Source organism: Ruegeria sp. A4, assembly GCF_056543025.1.
In genome coordinates, this window is record NZ_JBQGAW010000001.1 from 471,859 (window position 1) to 489,245 (window position 17,387).

General features: G+C 57.1%; 16 protein-coding genes and 3 tRNA genes. 12 read left to right on the plus strand and 7 right to left on the minus strand.

The window, feature by feature from the left end; all coding sequences use genetic code 11:
- Positions 1-39: 39 nt before the first annotated feature.
- From ACR0E2_RS02285 to ACR0E2_RS02300, 4 genes are all read left to right on the plus strand, one after another.
- Complete coding sequence (locus ACR0E2_RS02285) at positions 40-717, plus strand: TRAP transporter small permease (protein ID WP_152457843.1); 678 nt, start codon at positions 40-42, stop codon at positions 715-717.
- Positions 717-2,093: a TRAP transporter large permease gene (locus ACR0E2_RS02290; RefSeq protein ID WP_480444995.1), complete on the plus strand. Its 1,377-nt coding sequence runs from the start codon at positions 717-719 to the stop codon at positions 2,091-2,093. Before ACR0E2_RS02285 ends, ACR0E2_RS02290 begins: the two co-directional genes overlap by 1 nt.
- A gap of 154 nt (positions 2,094-2,247) precedes the next feature.
- Entirely contained in the window at positions 2,248-2,559 is a 312-nt protein-coding gene (locus ACR0E2_RS02295; protein WP_171328559.1) for a DMT family transporter, read from the plus strand.
- A gap of 97 nt (positions 2,560-2,656) precedes the next feature.
- Positions 2,657-3,013 carry a tRNA-specific adenosine deaminase gene (locus ACR0E2_RS02300; protein ID WP_480444996.1) on the plus strand — a complete coding sequence of 119 codons (357 nt, stop codon included), beginning with the start codon at positions 2,657-2,659 and terminating at the stop codon, positions 3,011-3,013.
- 41 nt (positions 3,014-3,054) lie between these two features.
- Here ACR0E2_RS02300 and tpiA read toward each other — a convergent pair whose 3' ends face one another.
- Both tpiA and ACR0E2_RS02310 read right to left on the minus strand, forming a co-directional pair.
- Positions 3,055-3,804 (minus strand): triose-phosphate isomerase, encoded by a 750-nt coding sequence (gene tpiA, locus ACR0E2_RS02305; protein ID WP_480444998.1) that lies wholly within the window; start codon positions 3,802-3,804, stop codon positions 3,055-3,057.
- Between the two features lie 148 nt (positions 3,805-3,952).
- Positions 3,953-4,318 carry a HesB/IscA family protein gene (locus tag ACR0E2_RS02310; RefSeq protein WP_171362933.1) on the minus strand — a complete coding sequence of 122 codons (366 nt, stop codon included), beginning with the start codon at positions 4,316-4,318 and terminating at the stop codon, positions 3,953-3,955.
- Between the two features lie 290 nt (positions 4,319-4,608).
- Between ACR0E2_RS02310 and ACR0E2_RS02315 the strand changes: the two genes are divergently transcribed.
- Complete coding sequence (locus ACR0E2_RS02315; RefSeq protein WP_480445000.1) at positions 4,609-4,878, plus strand: hypothetical protein; 270 nt, start codon at positions 4,609-4,611, stop codon at positions 4,876-4,878.
- A 218-nt stretch (positions 4,879-5,096) separates the two neighbouring features.
- On the opposite strand, the gene ACR0E2_RS02320 is transcribed toward ACR0E2_RS02315, so the two are convergent.
- The 3 genes from ACR0E2_RS02320 to ACR0E2_RS02330 form a co-directional block, all read right to left on the minus strand.
- A complete protein-coding gene (locus tag ACR0E2_RS02320) occupies positions 5,097-5,459 on the minus strand; it encodes an SUF system Fe-S cluster assembly protein (RefSeq protein ID WP_152457849.1) in 363 nt (120 codons plus the stop codon).
- A 94-nt stretch (positions 5,460-5,553) separates the two neighbouring features.
- Positions 5,554-5,832 (minus strand): NfeD family protein, encoded by a 279-nt coding sequence (locus ACR0E2_RS02325; RefSeq protein WP_480445001.1) that lies wholly within the window; start codon positions 5,830-5,832, stop codon positions 5,554-5,556.
- On the minus strand, positions 5,832-6,722 hold the full coding sequence (locus tag ACR0E2_RS02330; RefSeq protein WP_171168338.1) for an SPFH domain-containing protein: 891 nt from the start codon (positions 6,720-6,722) through the stop codon (positions 5,832-5,834). Before ACR0E2_RS02330 ends, ACR0E2_RS02325 begins: the two co-directional genes overlap by 1 nt.
- A 175-nt stretch (positions 6,723-6,897) precedes the next feature.
- Between ACR0E2_RS02330 and ACR0E2_RS02335 the strand changes: the two genes are divergently transcribed.
- The 4 genes from ACR0E2_RS02335 (at position 6,898) to lon (ending at position 12,134) form a co-directional block, all read left to right on the plus strand.
- Positions 6,898-7,809: a nucleoside hydrolase gene (locus tag ACR0E2_RS02335; protein WP_480445003.1), complete on the plus strand. Its 912-nt coding sequence runs from the start codon at positions 6,898-6,900 to the stop codon at positions 7,807-7,809.
- A gap of 63 nt (positions 7,810-7,872) precedes the next feature.
- Positions 7,873-9,003: a tRNA guanosine(34) transglycosylase Tgt gene (tgt, locus tag ACR0E2_RS02340; protein ID WP_480445004.1), complete on the plus strand. Its 1,131-nt coding sequence runs from the start codon at positions 7,873-7,875 to the stop codon at positions 9,001-9,003.
- 91 nt (positions 9,004-9,094) lie between these two features.
- A complete protein-coding gene (locus ACR0E2_RS02345) occupies positions 9,095-9,502 on the plus strand; it encodes a DUF6636 domain-containing protein (protein ID WP_480445005.1) in 408 nt (135 codons plus the stop codon).
- 223 nt (positions 9,503-9,725) lie between these two features.
- Positions 9,726-12,134 carry an endopeptidase La gene (gene lon / locus ACR0E2_RS02350; RefSeq protein WP_480445006.1) on the plus strand — a complete coding sequence of 803 codons (2,409 nt, stop codon included), beginning with the start codon at positions 9,726-9,728 and terminating at the stop codon, positions 12,132-12,134.
- Positions 12,135-12,179: 45 nt separating this feature from the next.
- Here the strand turns inward: lon and ACR0E2_RS02355 are convergent, their stop codons facing one another.
- A complete protein-coding gene (locus ACR0E2_RS02355) occupies positions 12,180-13,766 on the minus strand; it encodes an APC family permease (protein WP_480445007.1) in 1,587 nt (528 codons plus the stop codon).
- Between the two features lie 112 nt (positions 13,767-13,878).
- A tRNA-Val gene (locus ACR0E2_RS02360) sits at positions 13,879-13,953 on the minus strand.
- 180 nt (positions 13,954-14,133) lie between these two features.
- Between ACR0E2_RS02360 and ACR0E2_RS02365 the strand changes: the two genes are divergently transcribed.
- The 3 genes from ACR0E2_RS02365 to uvrA all read left to right on the plus strand — a co-directional run bounded on the left by ACR0E2_RS02365 (position 14,134) and on the right by uvrA (position 17,367).
- Positions 14,134-14,210: transfer RNA gene (locus tag ACR0E2_RS02365), tRNA-Asp, on the plus strand.
- Positions 14,211-14,254: 44 nt separating this feature from the next.
- Positions 14,255-14,331 (plus strand) — tRNA-Asp (locus ACR0E2_RS02370).
- A gap of 177 nt (positions 14,332-14,508) precedes the next feature.
- The gene (gene uvrA / locus ACR0E2_RS02375) at positions 14,509-17,367 is read left to right on the plus strand and encodes an excinuclease ABC subunit UvrA (protein ID WP_480445009.1); all 2,859 of its coding nucleotides are present in this window, start codon (positions 14,509-14,511) and stop codon (positions 17,365-17,367) included.
- Positions 17,368-17,387 lie beyond the last annotated feature (20 nt).

Genomic DNA, 17,387 nt, shown 5'->3' on the forward strand with positions numbered 1-17,387 from the left:
CCAACACTCTCTCATCACAAAAAATGCGGGGACAGAAAGATGTCTGGTGCGAATTCCGGCCAAGGCGGGCTGGTCGACCATATCGAAGAAACCCTGATCGCGTGTCTGTTGGGCCTGATGACGGTCGTGACATTTGCCAATGTGATCGCGCGGTTTGTTTTCAATTCCAATATCCTGTGGGCGCTTGAACTGACGGTGTTCACTTTTGGCTGGCTGGTGCTGCTTGGTGCCTCTTACGCGGTCAAGAAACACTCTCATCTGGGTGTTGATGCGATCCTGAACATGCTGGCCCCAGCGCCGCGTCGCATTCTGGCGCTCATCGCCGTGGGGTGCTGTCTGGTGTTTTCGCTGCTGTTGCTGAAAGGCGCCTATGACTATTGGGCGGTTTTCGCGGATCTGCCGCCGACATCCGGACGCTGGTTCCCGACCGGGTTCAACTTCGACGCCCGCAGCCAGAGCTTCTATGAGGTGGACGATATCCCGATGGTCGCTCCGCTGCGGTTTCTGGAAGACCTGATCAACTATGGCGAAGGGTACGAAAAGCTTCCCAAAGTGGTGCCTTATCTGGTGCTGCCGGTATCGATGCTGCTGCTGGTGATCCGGTTCGCCCAGGTTGCCGTTCAGATATGGCGTGGCGAAACGGATCGCCTGGTCGCCAGCCACGAAGTCGAGGACGAGATCGAAGAAGTCCGCGCTCAGCAAGGAGAGCACAACTAATGGACGTCGTACTTCTTTTCTCGATGGTCGTCGGCCTGCTGCTGATCGGTGTGCCGATTGCGGTTGCGCTTGGCCTCAGCTCGACCCTGTTTCTGCTGATCTACTCGGACAGTTCACTCGCTTCTGTCGCGGGCACGCTGTTCGAGGCGTTTGAAGGGCATTTTACCCTGCTGGCGATCCCGTTCTTCATCCTGGCGTCGTCCTTCATGACAACAGGTGGTGTCGCACGACGGATCATCCGGTTCTCGATCGCCTGTGTCGGACATTTGCCCGGCGGTCTGGCGATTGCGGGCGTCTTTGCCTGTATGCTGTTCGCAGCCCTGTCCGGATCGTCCCCGGCGACCGTGGTCGCCATCGGCTCGATCGTCATCGCGGGGATGCGTCAGGTGGGCTATTCCAAGGAATTTGCCGCCGGTGTGATCTGCAACGCGGGGACACTGGGAATTCTGATCCCTCCGTCCATCGTCATGGTCGTATATGCCGCCGCTGTCGAAGTCTCGGTTGGGCGCATGTTCCTTGCAGGTGTTATTCCCGGTCTGATGGCTGGTTTGATGCTGATGATCACCATCTATGTCATGGCCAAGGTCAAGAACCTGCCCAAGGGGGAATGGAAAGGCTGGGGAGAGGTCTTTGCCTCGGCCCGTGAAGCCGGTTGGGGTCTTTTCCTGATCGTCATCATTCTGGGTGGTATCTATGGTGGCATCTTCACCCCGACCGAGGCCGCCGCAGTCGCCGCAGTCTACGCGTTCTTCATTGCCAGCTTTGTGTACAAGGACATGGGCCCGCTGAGCACGGAGGAAGGCGCACAGAACCTGCCGCTGCTGAAAAAGCCCCATGCGCTGATCACGGCGTTCTTTCACCCGGACACCAAGCATACGCTGTTCGAGGCAGGCAAGCTGACTGTCACTCTGCTTTTCGTGATCGCCAACGCGCTGATCCTCAAGCATGTTCTGACCGACGAACAGGTGCCGCAGCATATCGCCGAAGCGATGCTGTCGGCGGGCCTTGGCCCGGTCGCATTCCTGATCGTGGTGAACGTGATCCTGCTGATCGGCGGTCAGTTCATGGAACCGTCTGGACTGCTTGTCATCGTGGCGCCCCTGGTGTTCCCGATCGCTATCGAGCTGGGCATCGACCCGATCCATCTGGGTATCATCATGGTGGTCAACATGGAGATCGGGATGATCACGCCTCCGGTCGGTCTGAACCTGTTCGTGACTTCGGGTGTTGCGGGTATGCCGATGATGAGCGTTGTGAAGGCGGCGCTGCCCTTCCTTGCGGTGCTGTTCGTCTTCCTGATCATGGTGACGTATATTCCGTGGATATCGACCTTCCTGCCCAACACCTTCATGGGGCCGGAAATAATAACCAACTAGACTGTCTGAAAACTGAACAAAGCCGGGTGGTGTCAACTGCCCGGCTTTTTCGTGTCTTGAAACCGCGCGATGGGGTCTTATCTGAGGCACAGAGGACGACCTCTGCTTTCTGGGACATCATTCGGGACGACCCGTACGGATATGAGGTTGTCTTATGCCCTGGATCTTTCTTCTGTTTGCTGGCCTTTTGGAAATTGTCTGGGCGGTTGCCATGAAGCAGTCGGCCGGATTTACCCGATTGTGGCCGACGGCCGTGATGGGCGTTTCGATGTTGGGTTCATTTGGTCTGCTGGCGCTTGCAATGCGCGACTTACCGTTGGGCACCGCATACACGATCTGGACTGGGATCGGTGCGGTGGGGGCGTTCAGTGTCGGTATTCTGTTTCTTGGCGAAGCCCTGACACCTGCGCGGATCGCAGCTGCGGTTCTGATCGTGACAGGCCTTGTGGTGATGAAGCTTTCCTGAAGCCCTTGACTGGCCAAGCCAAAGTACTTCGGCAGTTTGCAGCACACACACGAAGCGGAGCTCGGAATTTTGACCGGCTCTGACAAACGCATTTTGTGTGGCTTCTAAAAAGGCAAAGGCCGGATTTGTTAACGGCGGATTTCGCATCGGATCGGTTCTGGCGCGGGATGGCGGATTTGTCTCACAAGGTCGCAATCAGCCTGTACAGGGCGGCAACCCGACCGTGCTGGAAGAGCTGGATGCCCTGCGCAAGGCGGGGCGTCAGAAAACATATCGCGCCATTACCCTGTGTAATTTTGTTCGCTTCCCATCGCTCAGTTCGGAATCCCGCGTATCTTCGCCAACTCACGGAGTTTCGTGCGCAAGGCAGGATTTTTGTACGATCAAAGGGGACGGGCCTGTTGTAGTGAACAACCCTGACCGCAACGCGTTGAAGCGACGATCTATTGAATAACCGATCCTTGGGCCGAAGAAACTGCGGGACGAAGTCTGAAATTAGGCGCCTTCCAGCGCTTGAATGATTCCTGAGAAATCAGACGCTTTCAGGCTGGCCCCGCCCACAAGTGCGCCATCGACGTTGGAAACTGAAAATATATCCGCCGCATTGTCGGGTTTTACCGAACCGCCATAGAGCAGGCGGACGGAACGGCCCACGCCTTCGCCGAAGCGGCGCTCCAGCCGGGCGCGCATGAAGTCGTGAACTTCCCCGATTTCTTCCAGGGTGGGAACTTTGCCGGTGCCAATTGCCCAGATCGGTTCATATGCAACGATCAAGTTCTCGCCGGTTGACTGATCCGGGATCGACCCGGACATCTGGCCGCCGATGATGTCGAGCGTATTGGCCGCTTCGCGCTGCTCAAGGCTTTCGCCGACGCAAATGATCGCCTTCAGACCTGCATCCATTGCTGCGCGCGCCTTGGCCCGCACATCTTCGTCATGTTCACTGTGGTCCACGCGGCGCTCGGAATGGCCCAGGATGACCGATGTTGCACCGGCATCCACCAGCATATCCGCACTGATATCTCCGGTATGCGGGCCTGATTTTGCGGCATGACAGTCCTGACCACCGACAGAGATGGCAGTGCCCTGAACGGCAATTGATGCGCGGCTGAGCAATGTTGCCGGTGGGCAAATCAGGATTTCCACCGATGCTGCCGGGTAGATCTGAGACAGCGCCTTCAACTCGGTCAATTCAGCGCCGGTCCCATTCATTTTCCAGTTTCCAGCCGCCAGCTTCTGCCGCATTTTGGTATCTCCCTGATCATCCGATGATTTTAGCATGCGGATAGCATTGTCGGCATCATCTTACAATTCTGCTCGCATGCTGATCCCGGACGGAAACATCGAAGATCGGTCCGCATGCGACATTCAAATGAAAAGGGATGAGGCGGGCTTAGCCTTGTTGGCCGATGCTTTCGTCAAATTTGATCGACTCTCCGCATCCGCAGGCGTCGACGACGTTCGGGTTCTTGAACTTAAAGCCGGATTCCAACAACGACACTTCGTAATCGATTTCGGTTCCAAACAGAAACATCTGGGCCATTGGCGCAATCATGATGCGCGCGCCGTCCTGTTCGACGACTTCGTCATGAGGATCTGCCTGATCGACATATTCCATGGTGTATTCCATGCCTGCACAGCCGCCTTTTTTGACGCCGATGCGCAAACCAGCGTGGCCGCCCGAATTCATCAGGCGGGTAATCTGCTCTGCGGCTTTGGGCGTCATGGTCACAGCCTGTTTGCCGGGGATGCCGAACATGTAAATCTCCGTTGTCGCGCGTTACACCCAATCTAGGGTCCCAGGCTGTTTTGCTCAAGGCAATGTGGCGCAAAGAATTTGAATTCGCTGGAAAGCTCTGGCGTGTCCGCACAGCCGCTCCGCAAACTTGCTTTGATACGGGAGGCGGGGTTAGCATCGGTCTAATGAAGTTTTGGAACCCCGTCCGAATAGATGGAAAGACATGAAGTGGTAGAAAAATGAATAATTTAGAGTCGAAAGTTAAAGTAGCTTTTCTTGCGGCCGCACTTTTTTCTGTAAGCGTGTGTGTGATGTCCAACGAAGCTTGGGCGGCCACGGGATCCGAACGGCACCCGGTGAATTGTGCAACGGCGGAAGGGGATCTGCGCGCGATTGCATCGGAAAAGAAACATGCGGAAGACAAACAACTGGAAAGCATTGCTGCCATAACACCTGCCGGGGCTCTGTTGGGGCTGGTCACGGGAACCGAGCAAAAAAGGCTGCAAATGCTGTCAGGTGACTACGTCAAGCAATTGGATGCCAGAGCGGCAGAGATCAAGGAAACCTGCAATCTGAATTGATCGTCGTTGTCGGAACAAAAAAGGACCGCTCTCGGGCAAGAACGGCCCATATTCTTGAGCTGGGAAGCGGGGGGCGGTCATGGCATACCCAGCCGACGGCACCGCATACGCGAATGCCACCTTCAGATGTTATCCGTCAGGAGTGTGACAGGGGCTGCACGATAAGGTGACGAAAATGCCAAGCTTTCGTGACAATTGGCAGGGCAAGTGCCTGATGGCTACATAAAGCCCAATTCCAGGCGCGCCTCATCAGACATCATCTCCATGCCCCAGGGCGGTTCCCAGGTCAGTTCGACATCGACTTCCTTGACGCCCGCAACAGGCTCAATCGCCTCGACAATCCAGCCGGGCATGTCGCCCGCGACCGGACATCCGGGTGCCGTCAGGGTCATGATGACTTTCACGGCGTTGTCCGGAGAAATGTCGATCGTATAGATCAGGCCCAGGTCATAGATGTTGACCGGAATTTCCGGATCGTAAACCGTGCGGCACGCTTCGACGACAGCCTCGTACAGCGGGTGTTCAATCGTTGACGGCGCAATCAGCGGGGTGCCTTCAAACTGTTCGCTCGGGTGGGTCATCTTTGCCTCGGGTCAGTTGCCTGAGTGATTATATAGGGAATACCTGCAACAGCGTCCAGTAGGGGCGTGACGCTCGGGTGAGCGTCACTGTGTCTTAGTCATTGATGTCATGCGTGAAGGTCTTGACCTGACCATGCGGCAAGGCAAAAAGCCGGCGCAGGACAAGCCATGCGATCAACGAAAGAACTGCGAAGATCAGCGCGAGCACATGCAATGACAGTGTCAGGCCGGGGATGACGAGGATGAGACCGGTGATCGCGGCCCCGATCGCAAAGCCCAGAAAGATGAAACCGGGCAGAACGATTTCCAGGATCCCCAGAGCCAGCGCGGCGGCCAGCCAGATCCACCAGGTCAGCCAAAAGGGATCAGCCATCATCTACCTCCTTTGAGCATCTTGAACGCGTCACCAAAGGCTTCGAGAGCATTGGCAGGCACGACTATGGTCTGCTTGCCGGAACCGTTGCCCAATGCATTAAGGGCTTCAACCTGTTTCAGCGCAACCTGATACTGCGCAGCCTCGATGCCATTGTCCTGAATGGCCTTGGCGACGACGCCTGTCGCGTAGGCCTCTGCCTCGGCCTGAATGCGCCGCGCCTTGGCGGTTTGTTCGGCTGCGTACAGCTCGGCATCGGCGTGCAGTTCGACGGCGCGTTTTTGGCCTTCGGCTTCGGTCACCTGCGCACGACGGGCGCGTTCTGCGTTCAGCTGTTGCAGCATGGCATCGCGGGTCGCCTGATCCAGATTCACATCCAGAATCTCGGCCCGGGTCACTTCGATTCCCCAATCATCCACTGCGGTTTCAACGCTTTCCTGAATGCGTGTGATCAACTGCGCACGGTTCGACTGCACTTCGTCCAGATCCATCTTGCCGATCTCGGCGCGAACGATACCGGCAACCGTGGTGGCAATCGCTCCGTCAACGTCGCGGATACGATAGACCGTCTTTTCCGGTTCGAGAATGCGGTAGAAGACAGAGGTGTCGATTTGCACCAGCACGTTGTCCTTGGTGATCGCGTCCTGCGTCGCGTTCGGCAACTGGCGTTCAAGGATCGAGATCTTGTGGCGCGCAACGTCCAGTAACGGAACGATGAAATTGATGCCGGGGCCAAGCACCGAATGCAGTCTTCCAAACCGTTCAACCACGTATTTTTCGGATTGCGGAACGATCTTGATGCCTTTGAAAATAACGATGACCACCAGCACGGCGGCCAGCAGGTAAATGATGTTTGACGAAAGCAGTCCGATGATCTGATCTTCGGTCATTCTGTCCTCTTTTTATTGTGTACTATGGTATACATATGGGGATCGAGTCGCTCGATTTCAACTCTGGTATGGAGGGAAAACCGGCAGATGCAAACGCTTCACTACAGGAACTCGGCCTGGACCAGAAGTTTTGTGACTGCTTTGCATCCCGGCTTGTTTGCGGTATCGGGCGGGGATGAAATTGATAATCGATACAGACCCCGGCATCGACGATGCCATGGCGATCGCCTATGCCGCCGCTGCGCCTGAATTTGACCTGATCGGCCTGACCACGGTGTTCGGCAATACGCATGTTCATCAGTCCAGCCGCAATGCCCGTTTCCTGCTGGACAAGCTGGGCCTGGACCTTCCGGTGGCGGAAGGCGCGCCTTTCCCTTTGGGGGCTGACATGCACGTCCCATCGGACCATGTCCATGGTCCCGAAGGGTTTGGTGACCTGACTGAAATTCCCGAGATCGGACGGAACCATGATCTTCCCGCCGCAGAGTTTCTGGCCGAGATGGCCCGGAAGCACAAAAACGAACTGGTCGTGTGTGCGGTCGGACCGCTGACCAATATTGCCAACGCCATGCGATTGGACCCGGAATTTGCCGGTAACCTCGGCCGGTTGGTGGTCATGGGCGGTGCCGTCTACTGCAAGGGCAACGTTACCGACCATGCCGAAGCCAACATCTATCACGATGCGGTTGCCGCAGATGCGGTCTTTTCCGCACCGCCCGAGACCGTGCTGGTTGGTTTGGACGTCACCCTGAAAACACTTTACGAGACCGCGGATTTCGACGCGCTGGCTCAAAAATCGCCCGGCATGGGATCTTTTCTGCGTGATATCTCTCGGTTTTACCTGAAATTCTATAAGGAAATCGGCGGATTGGAAGGGTGCGGCCTGCATGATTCAACCGCCGTGATCGCCTGTTCGCACGGGGCCATGTTCGACATGGTCGAAACCGGGCTGCATGTTGTGACGGAAGGCGACCGGATAGGTGCGACGCAACCTGACCGGGATCGTCCCGCAGTTCATGTTTGTCGTGATGTGGATGGGGCGGGTGTCGTGCGTCTGTTTACTGACCGCGTTGCATCCTTGCCCTGACGGGTTGCAAAGACCGATCGGATCGGGCAAATCCTGCCCGGTTCGGCGATCCGAGGCGATGACATGACCCAGCAATTCTCTTTCAAGCTCAAGGCCACAGACGGCAAGGCGCGCACCGGTGTTATTAGCACTCCGCGGGGCGAGGTGCGGACACCTGCCTTCATGCCGGTTGGTACCGCCGCGACGGTCAAGGCGATGATGCCGGAAAGCGTCCGAGCCACCGGGGCCGACATCCTGCTGGGCAACACCTATCACCTGATGCTGCGCCCCACGGCCGAGCGGATTGATCGCCTGGGCGGGTTGCACAAGTTCATGAACTGGGACCGACCGATTCTGACGGACTCGGGGGGGTTTCAGGTCATGTCGCTGGCCGGTTTGCGGAAGCTGACCGAAAAGGGTGTGACCTTCAAATCCCATATTGATGGATCGAAGCACGAGCTGACGCCAGAAAGATCAATGGAAATTCAGCGCCTTTTGGGTTCCGACATCGTGATGTGCTTTGACGAATGCCCTGCATTGCCTGCAAATCGCGACCGGATCGCCGAGTCCATGCGTTTGTCGATGCGTTGGGCCGAGAGGTCCCGTGACGCTTTCGGGGATCGTCCGGGGCATGCTCTGTTCGGAATCATGCAGGGCGGGCTTGAGCGGGACCTGCGGGAAGAAAGCGCCGAGGCGTTGAAGAAGATTGGTTTCGAAGGCTACGCCGTTGGCGGTCTGGCAGTGGGCGAGGGGCAGGAGGCCATGTTCGACTGTCTCGATTATGCGCCTGATTTCCTGCCCATGGACAAGCCGCGTTACCTGATGGGCGTTGGCAAGCCGGATGACATAGTCGGAGCAGTGGCGCGCGGGATCGACATGATGGATTGCGTTCTGCCCTCGCGCTCGGGCCGTACCGGTCAGGTGTTCACGCGCTACGGCGTGGTGAACATCAAGAACGCGCGTCATGCGGATGATCCACGCCCGCTGGATGAAAACTGTTCTTGCCCGGCCTGTTCGAACTATTCACGTGCCTACCTGCACCATGTGTTCCGCGCCAACGAAATGATCTCGGGCATGTTGCTGACCTGGCACAACCTGCATTACTTTCAGGAAATCATGCAGGGCATGCGGGACGCGATCGCTGACGGCTCATTCGAGGCGTGGCAGGCCGCATTCCACGCGCAACGCGCACAGGGGGACATCGAGCCCCTGTAACCTGTCCGTTCAGGTGACAATTGCGGGGTTTTCCGGTATTCTGAAACCACTTTGTTCAAAGTTGTTTTGTTTGTGACCCGGAGAATTTTTGATGTTCCGCTTTTTCCTCGGCGCAGTCATTTTTTGCGCATCCCCTTCCGTTGCTGACGTCTGGACCTTTGAAACCCCATCCGAAAACGTTCAGTGTTCGGTGGGGGAAAGCGCCGAGTCCTCGGACATTCGGTGTACGATCATAGAAAGATACGGCCCTCCGGCGTTGCCGCGCCCCGCGAACTGTCAATCTGACTGGGGGCATGATTTTCAGATGTTCGACAACGGTCCCGTGGAATTGCTGTGCCAGCCACTGAACCGGAGCCGGGACGGATTTGACCGTGCGGAATACGGTGTAACCGGTCGGTTCGGAGGATTTACCTGCACCTCCTCCACGAAAGGTCTGGAATGTCGCAACCCGGATGGCCACGGTTTTTTTCTGTCCCGGGCAGTGCAGCAGGTGTTCTGACCCTGAATTTGCGCATTGCATATGCATGTTGCACTAATTTCGGTGGATATGTTCCCGGGACATCTTGCAGTCCCGAAAACCTCGGTTCATGCTGCGACACGATACATGGCGATAAGGTTGAAAAAGGGCGATGAGGCCCCACCTTTATCGTCCAAGACAGGAGATGGCCGGATGTTGCCTCGATGAGGGACAAGCGCCATCTTGCCAACGATAAGGATAGAGCATGCAAGAGCCTCTGAATTCCTCATACCCCGTCCTGCCGCTGCGCGATATCGTGGTGTTCCCACATATGATCGTGCCGCTTTTCGTGGGCCGAGACAAATCGGTACGCGCGCTGGAAGAGGTGATGCAGGATGACAAACAAATTCTGCTGTCCAGCCAGATCGACCCCAGCGTCGACGACCCGGATGAGAACGGTATTTACCAGTCCGGTGTTCTGGCCAATGTGTTGCAGCTGCTGAAACTGCCCGATGGCACCGTCAAAGTGCTCGTCGAAGGGCAGGCGCGCGTGCAGATCACCGAGTTTCTTGAAAACGAAGAGTTTTTCGAGGCGCGGGCGGAATATCTGACCGAAATCCCGGGTGACGTCACCACGACCGAAGCCCTGTTGCGCACCGTCGCGGACGAGTTCGAGCGCTATGCCAAGGTGCGCAAGAACATCCCCGAAGAAGCGCTGACGGCCGTGGGTGAAACCACCGAGCCGGCAAAGCTGGCCGACCTTGTGTCGGGCCATCTGGGCATCGAGGTCGAACAAAAGCAGGACCTGCTGGAAACACTCAGCGTCAGCGAGCGGCTTGAAAAAGTCTATGGCCTGATGCAGGGCGAAATGTCGGTTTTGCAGGTCGAGAAAAAGATCAAGACCCGCGTCAAATCCCAGATGGAGAAGACCCAGCGCGAGTATTATCTGAATGAGCAGATGAAGGCCATTCAGAAAGAGCTTGGCGATGGCGAGGACGGCGCGAACGAGATCGCCGAACTGGAAGCCAAGATCGCCGAGACCAAGCTGTCGAAGGAAGCGCGCGAGAAGGCGGAAGGCGAGCTGAAGAAGCTCAAGAACATGTCGCCCATGTCGGCCGAAGCAACCGTGGTGCGCAATTATCTGGACTGGATTCTGTCTTTGCCGTGGGGCACGAAATCCCGCGTCAAAAAGGATCTGGGTCGTGCGCAGGATATTCTGGACGCCGATCACTATGGCCTTGAAAAGGTCAAGGAGCGGATCGTCGAATATCTGGCGGTGCAGCAGCGGTCGAAAAAGCTGAAAGGCCCGATCCTGTGCCTTGTCGGCCCTCCGGGCGTGGGCAAGACCAGCTTGGGTAAATCGGTCGCCAAGGCCACGGGGCGCGAGTTCATTCGCATCAGCTTGGGTGGGGTGCGCGACGAATCCGAGATCCGCGGCCACCGCCGGACCTATATCGGTTCGATGCCCGGCAAGATCATTCAGGCGCTGAAAAAGGCGAAAACCACGAACCCGCTTATCCTGCTCGATGAAATCGACAAGATGGGGCAGGACTTCCGTGGGGACCCGGCCTCGGCGATGCTCGAGGTGTTGGACCCGGAACAGAACAACACGTTCATAGATCATTATCTTGAGGTCGAATATGACCTGTCGAATGTGATGTTCCTGACCACGTCCAACAGCTATAACATGCCCGGGCCTTTGCTGGACCGGATGGAGATCATCCCATTGGCCGGCTATACCGAGGATGAAAAGCGCGAGATCGCCAAGCAGCACCTGATCGCCAAGCAGGTCAAAAACCATGGTCTGAAAGCCAAGGAATTCGAACTGACCGATGAAGCGCTGCAAAAGATAATCCGCACCTATACCCGCGAGGCCGGTGTGCGGAACCTCGAGCGCGAAATCGCCAAGGTGGCACGGAAGGCGCTGACCAAGATCATCAAGAAAGAGGCGGAAACCGTTACCGTCACGCCTGAAAACTTGGATGAATTCCTGGGCGTGCCAAAGTTTCGTTATGGTCTGGCCGAGCAGGACGATCAGGTCGGTGTCGTGACCGGTTTGGCCTGGACTTCGGTCGGGGGCGATCTGCTGCATATCGAGGCGTTGAAGCTGCCCGGCAAAGGTCGGATGAAGACGACAGGCAAGCTGGGCGATGTGATGAAAGAATCCATCGATGCGGCGTCGTCATATGTGCGGTCGATTTCTCCCAAGATCGGAGTGAAGCCGCCTCAGTTCGACAAGATCGACATCCATGTGCACGTGCCGGATGGTGCAACGCCCAAGGATGGTCCGTCAGCGGGTCTGGCGATGGTGACATCGATCGTATCGGTTCTGACGGGCATTCCCGTTCGCAAGGATATCGCCATGACGGGCGAGGTTTCGTTGCGCGGGAACGCAATGCCGATCGGCGGCTTGAAGGAGAAACTGCTGGCTGCGTTGCGCGGTGGTATCAAGACGGTCCTGATCCCAGAGGAAAACGAAAAGGACCTGGCGGATATCCCGGACAATGTGAAGGAAGGCTTGAAGATCATCCCGGTCAAGCACGTCTCGGAGGTTCTTGAGCATTCTCTGGTTCGTACACCGGAGCCGGTTGAATGGGACGAAGCCGCCGAGGAGGCCGCCGCTGCCGCAGCAGCCTCGTCAGAGGCGACGGGGCCATCGGCCACGGCACACTAAGCAGATTGAGCGAATGAAAAAGGCGGGGCGAATGCCCTGCCTTTTTTACAATCCAATGACGGGTTGCTTTGGATCAAGTATTTCTTCGTCGGCTATGTATTCATTGAACTTATCGGGTGGCAGAGCCGAGCGGACGGCAAGAACGAAAATGATCGACGAAAACAGGATGCAAAGCAGAAGGTCCCAGCCAAACGGGATCTGCTTCAACGATCCGGCTCCGAATTGCCCAAGGAATGAGATCAGCCCAAGACCTGAGAAATAAGGCACAAGCCACAGGGCCTCGGTAACGTCCATTTCGTCCAAACGTCCCCGGAACCGGATCAGCAACAGAATTTTCCCGACAATCAGCGCGATGCCAAGCCGCCAGACCGTGTCCCATCCGCTCCAATACACGATCATCGTGGCGATGGCGAAGGCCGTCAGCGCGACAAGACGCACGGCCGGTATTCGGATCGATCTGGGATGATCTGGCATTAGGTTTCTCAGGCAAACCACGGCTATGGGCCCGACGGCGAATGACAAGACGATGGCCGCACCGTTCAGGGCAATGACGGTGGTAAAGGGTACTGTCAGCAGGAAAACCGTTCCGATCAGAAAGTTCAGCCCCAGCGCCCACAGCGGAACCCCGAATGACGACAAAACCTGCAACCGTTTGGGCAGGAAACTGTTTTTTGAAAGGGCGAGGGCGATACGGGCGTTCGACCCGGTTGCGACCAGCCCGTTTCCAAAGGGTCCTATCACGGATCCGACATTCAGCAGGCTCAGAAACCAGACCAGCCCGACAGACATGATGATGGCGTCCAGTGGTCCTTCGCCCCCAAAGCTCAACTGCGCCCATCCTTTGGACAGCATGGATGGGTCCAGCGCGCCGATGAAGGCCACTTGCAGACCAAGGTAGATGACGGCGCACAGAACAATCGACAACACCAATGCGGCCGGAATTGCGAATTTCGGATTTCGAACTTCGCCTGCCATATCAACCACATGGCGAAAGCCGATGAATGAAAAAATAACGCCCCCGGTGGAAACGGCGGCCATGATACCCTGCGCGCCGTAGGGCGCAAACCCATCCGGCTGGGTGAAGTTCTCGCTGTTGAACCGGCTTGCGACAAGCAGAATGGACAGGACAACTGGTATAGCGATCTTGGCCCAGGTCAGCGCAGCATTGACGCGCGTGAAGAACTTGACCCCAAGCGCATTCACCGCGACGAACAGCAGCATGAAAACCAGCGCGACGAAAATACCCGCCCCGGTCAAATCACCTGTCTCGGCCGTATGCAACCAGGGCGCATACGGCGCCAGGTATTTCAGCATGGCCTCGACTTCGATGGGCGCCGTGGTGTTGTAGCCGATCCAGGCGGTCCATCCCATGGCCATCGAAACGATATTGCCATGCGAAAACTGAGGCACGCGCGCGATCCCTCCGGGAATGGGCAGCATGGCGGAAATCTCTGCGAAGGTGATGGCCAAAATGAACATGGCAACCGCGCCGATAATCCACGAGATCGTGGCCGCGGGCCCTGCATGCTGAACGGCCAGAAGGGGGCCGAATAACCAGCCCGAACCGATGATTCCTCCGACTGAAATGAAGGTCAGTCCCAGCAGGCCGATGTCGCGCTTTAACCCCGTCATGGTGACCTCAGCCTTAGTGTGTGGCCTTTAATCGGGCCAAATAGGGCACGATAGCCGCCGAACGCGCGACATGGCAAGCCCGCTGGTTCCAAGCGAAAATCCGAAAATGGGATGGTGGGTGATAAGAGATTTGAACTCCTGACATCTTCGATGTGAACGAAGCGCTCTACCACTGAGCTAATCACCCATGACATGCGGTCATATCTTCCGCGGGGGTGCGCTGCAAGGGAAATTGAACAATTCGCGAGGGCAAAAAACAGCGGGCAAACAAAAAACTGGATTCTGACAAAAAACTGCAAAACGCCGCTTGACGCTGCCCGACCGTGGCCATAATACACCCAAACGTTCAGCAATGAACATGCAGCGGGCGGTTGTAGCTCAGTTGGTTAGAGTACCGGCCTGTCACGCCGGGGGTCGCGGGTTCGAGCCCCGTCAACCGCGCCATCGCTGCCAACCTTGGTCCAGGATAAAGGCCATGAAATAGATGCGCGGTTGTAGCTCAGTTGGTTAGAGTACCGGCCTGTCACGCCGGGGGTCGCGGGTTCGAGCCCCGTCAACCGCGCCATTTTCTCCTCAAGATCATGGATCCGCCAGATAGCCAGGCATTGAGCTGTTCGATTCCATGCCCATCGTTTGATTTGGTCGGCGAAAACCTGTACGTTCACTAAATGTTCTAACTTTTCTGTTGGAGACTCGGGCAAGCTCGCCTATCTCTAAACCACTTGTTTGTTGGGGGCCGGAAATGGCTGAGCTGAAGAATATAGAGGTGCGCGGCGCGCGCGAGCATAACCTCAAAGGCATCGATGTCGACATCCCTCGGGATCAGTTGGTGGTGATCACCGGGCTGTCCGGTTCGGGCAAGTCGTCGCTGGCGTTCGACACGATTTATGCCGAAGGTCAGCGCCGTTATGTCGAAAGCCTGTCCGCTTATGCGCGGCAGTTTCTCGACATGATGGAAAAGCCCGATGTTGACCATATCAGTGGACTGTCTCCGGCGATCTCCATTGAACAAAAAACGACCTCGAAGAACCCGCGTTCGACTGTGGGAACCGTAACCGAGATCTATGACTATCTGCGTCTGTTGTTCGCCCGCGCAGGTACGCCGTACAGCCCGGCCACCGGCCAGCCGATCGAGGCGCAACAGGTGCAGGACATGGTCGACCGCATCATGGCGATGGAGGAGGGCACGCGGGGTTATCTGCTGGCTCCGATCGTGCGCGACCGCAAAGGTGAGTACCGGAAGGAATTTCTGGAACTGCGCAAGCAGGGGTTCCAGCGCGTGAAGGTGGATGGTGAGTTCCATGAGCTGGATCAGCCCCCGACATTGGACAAGAAGTTCCGTCACGATATTGACGTTGTGGTCGACCGCCTGGTTGTTCGTGAAGGCATGGAAACGCGTTTGGCCGATAGCCTGCGCACCGCTCTGGATCTGGCGGACGGAATCGCGATTCTGGAAACGGCCCCACGAGAAGGAGAGCCGGAACGGATTACCTTCAGCGAAAACTTCGCCTGCCCGGTCAGCGGTTTCACCATCCCGGAGATTGAACCGCGCCTGTTTTCGTTCAATGCGCCATTCGGAGCCTGCCCGGATTGTGACGGCTTGGGGGTCGAGCTGTTCTTTGACGAGCGTCTCGTGGTGCCGGATCAGACGCTGAAACTGTATGACGGGGCCCTGGCACCATGGAGGAAAGGCAAGTCGCCGTATTTCCTTCAGACCATCGAGGCCATCGCGCGTCATTATGAGTTTGACAAGAACACGCCTTGGAAAGACCTGCCCAGCAAAGTGCAGCAGGTGTTCCTGCGGGGCTCGGGCGATGAGGAGATCCAGTTCCGCTATGACGAGGGCGGACGGGTGTACCAGGTGACACGCAGCTTCGAAGGCGTGATTCCGAATATGGAACGGCGTTATCGCGAAACGGATAGCGCGTGGATACGCGAGGAATTCGAACGGTACCAAAACAACCGCCCGTGCGGCACCTGCGAAGGGTATCGTCTGCGCGCCGAAGCCTTGGCCGTGAAGATCGCGGGGCTGCATGTCGGTCAGGTGGTACAAATGTCCATCCGCGAAGCGCTTGCCTGGATCGAGGATGCTCCGAACCATCTGAGCGCTCAGAAGAATGAGATCGCCCGGGCCATTCTGAAGGAAATCCGCGAGCGGTTGGGTTTCCTGAATAATGTTGGTTTGGAATACCTTACGCTATCTCGTTCAAGTGGAACCCTGTCAGGCGGCGAAAGTCAGCGTATTCGTCTGGCAAGCCAGATTGGATCGGGCCTGACCGGGGTGCTTTATGTATTGGACGAGCCCTCGATCGGTTTGCACCAGCGTGACAATGACCGGTTGCTTGGTACGCTCAAGAGTCTGCGGGATCAGGGCAACACCGTGATCGTCGTCGAACATGACGAGGAAGCCATCCGCGAAGCCGATTATGTGTTCGACATTGGCCCCGGTGCGGGCGTGCACGGCGGGCAGGTGGTCAGCCACGGCACGCCCGAGCAGATCGCAGCGGATGCGGCCTCGATCACGGGGCAGTATCTGTCAGGTGTACGCGAGATTCCGGTACCCGCCGAGCGGCGCAAGGGGAACAAGAAAAAGGTGACGGTGGTAAAGGCTTCGGGCAACAACCTCAAGGACGTGACGGCCGAATTTCCTTTGGGCAAGTTTGTTTGTGTCACGGGTGTATCTGGCGGCGGTAAGTCGACCCTGACGATTGAGACGTTGTTCAAGACCGCCTCGATGCGCCTGAATGGCGCGCGGCAGACGCCTGCGCCGTGTGAGACAATCAAGGGTTTGGAGCATCTGGACAAGGTCATCGATATCGATCAACGCCCGATCGGGCGGACTCCGCGGTCGAATCCGGCAACCTATACCGGGGCCTTCACTCCGATCCGAGACTGGTTCGCCGGGCTGCCCGAGGCGAAAGCGCGGGGATACAAGCCGGGCCGTTTCAGCTTTAACGTGAAGGGCGGCCGCTGTGAGGCCTGTCAGGGGGACGGCGTCATCAAGATCGAGATGCACTTCCTTCCCGACGTCTATGTCACCTGCGAAACCTGCAAGGGCGCGCGGTACAATCGCGAGACGCTCGAGATCAAGTTCAAGGGCAAGTCCATTGCGGATGTGCTTGATATGACGGTGGAAGACGCGCAGGAATTCTTCAAGGCCGTGCCCTCGATTCGCGACAAGATGGATGCGCTGGCCCGCGTTGGTCTTGGCTATATCAAGGTGGGTCAACAGGCGACCACGCTGTCGGGTGGTGAGGCGCAGCGTGTCAAACTGTCCAAGGAACTGTCGAAACGATCAACCGGGCGGACGCTCTATATTCTGGACGAACCGACCACGGGTCTGCATTTCGAAGATGTACGCAAGCTGTTGGAAGTGCTGCATGAATTGGTCGATCAGGGCAATACCGTCGTGGTGATCGAACACAATCTGGACGTGGTGAAAACCGCCGACCATATAATCGACATCGGGCCTGAAGGCGGCGACGGCGGTGGTGAGATCGTAGCCGTCGGAGCACCCGAAGAGATTGCTCAAGTCGAACGCAGCCATACCGGTCGGTATCTGAAAACCATGCTCAACCCGGATCGGGTGGCGGCGGAGTAGGCAGCTTCAGGCTGTCTTCG

Excerpts from the sequence above, each read along its gene's own strand:
- ACR0E2_RS02355 (WP_480445007.1), bottom strand. The coding sequence starts at position 13,766 with ATGACGGGGTTAAAGCGCGACATCGGCCTGCTGGGACTGACCTTCATT.
- ACR0E2_RS02335 (WP_480445003.1), top strand. The coding sequence starts at position 6,898 with ATGAAATTGATAATCGATACAGACCCCGGCATCGACGATGCCATGGCG.
- ACR0E2_RS02290 (WP_480444995.1), top strand. The coding sequence starts at position 717 with ATGGACGTCGTACTTCTTTTCTCGATGGTCGTCGGCCTGCTGCTGATC.
- tpiA (WP_480444998.1), bottom strand. The coding sequence starts at position 3,804 with ATGCGGCAGAAGCTGGCGGCTGGAAACTGGAAAATGAATGGGACCGGC.
- lon (WP_480445006.1), top strand. The coding sequence starts at position 9,726 with ATGCAAGAGCCTCTGAATTCCTCATACCCCGTCCTGCCGCTGCGCGAT.
- tgt (WP_480445004.1), top strand. The coding sequence starts at position 7,873 with ATGACCCAGCAATTCTCTTTCAAGCTCAAGGCCACAGACGGCAAGGCG.
- ACR0E2_RS02320 (WP_152457849.1), bottom strand. The coding sequence starts at position 5,459 with ATGACCCACCCGAGCGAACAGTTTGAAGGCACCCCGCTGATTGCGCCG.
- ACR0E2_RS02325 (WP_480445001.1), bottom strand. The coding sequence starts at position 5,832 with ATGGCTGATCCCTTTTGGCTGACCTGGTGGATCTGGCTGGCCGCCGCG.
- ACR0E2_RS02315 (WP_480445000.1), top strand. The coding sequence starts at position 4,609 with ATGTCCAACGAAGCTTGGGCGGCCACGGGATCCGAACGGCACCCGGTG.
- ACR0E2_RS02285 (WP_152457843.1), top strand. The coding sequence starts at position 40 with ATGTCTGGTGCGAATTCCGGCCAAGGCGGGCTGGTCGACCATATCGAA.
- ACR0E2_RS02330 (WP_171168338.1), bottom strand. The coding sequence starts at position 6,722 with ATGACCGAAGATCAGATCATCGGACTGCTTTCGTCAAACATCATTTAC.
- ACR0E2_RS02345 (WP_480445005.1), top strand. The coding sequence starts at position 9,095 with ATGTTCCGCTTTTTCCTCGGCGCAGTCATTTTTTGCGCATCCCCTTCC.
- ACR0E2_RS02295 (WP_171328559.1), top strand. The coding sequence starts at position 2,248 with ATGCCCTGGATCTTTCTTCTGTTTGCTGGCCTTTTGGAAATTGTCTGG.
- ACR0E2_RS02310 (WP_171362933.1), bottom strand. The coding sequence starts at position 4,318 with ATGTTCGGCATCCCCGGCAAACAGGCTGTGACCATGACGCCCAAAGCC.
- uvrA (WP_480445009.1), top strand. The coding sequence starts at position 14,509 with ATGGCTGAGCTGAAGAATATAGAGGTGCGCGGCGCGCGCGAGCATAAC.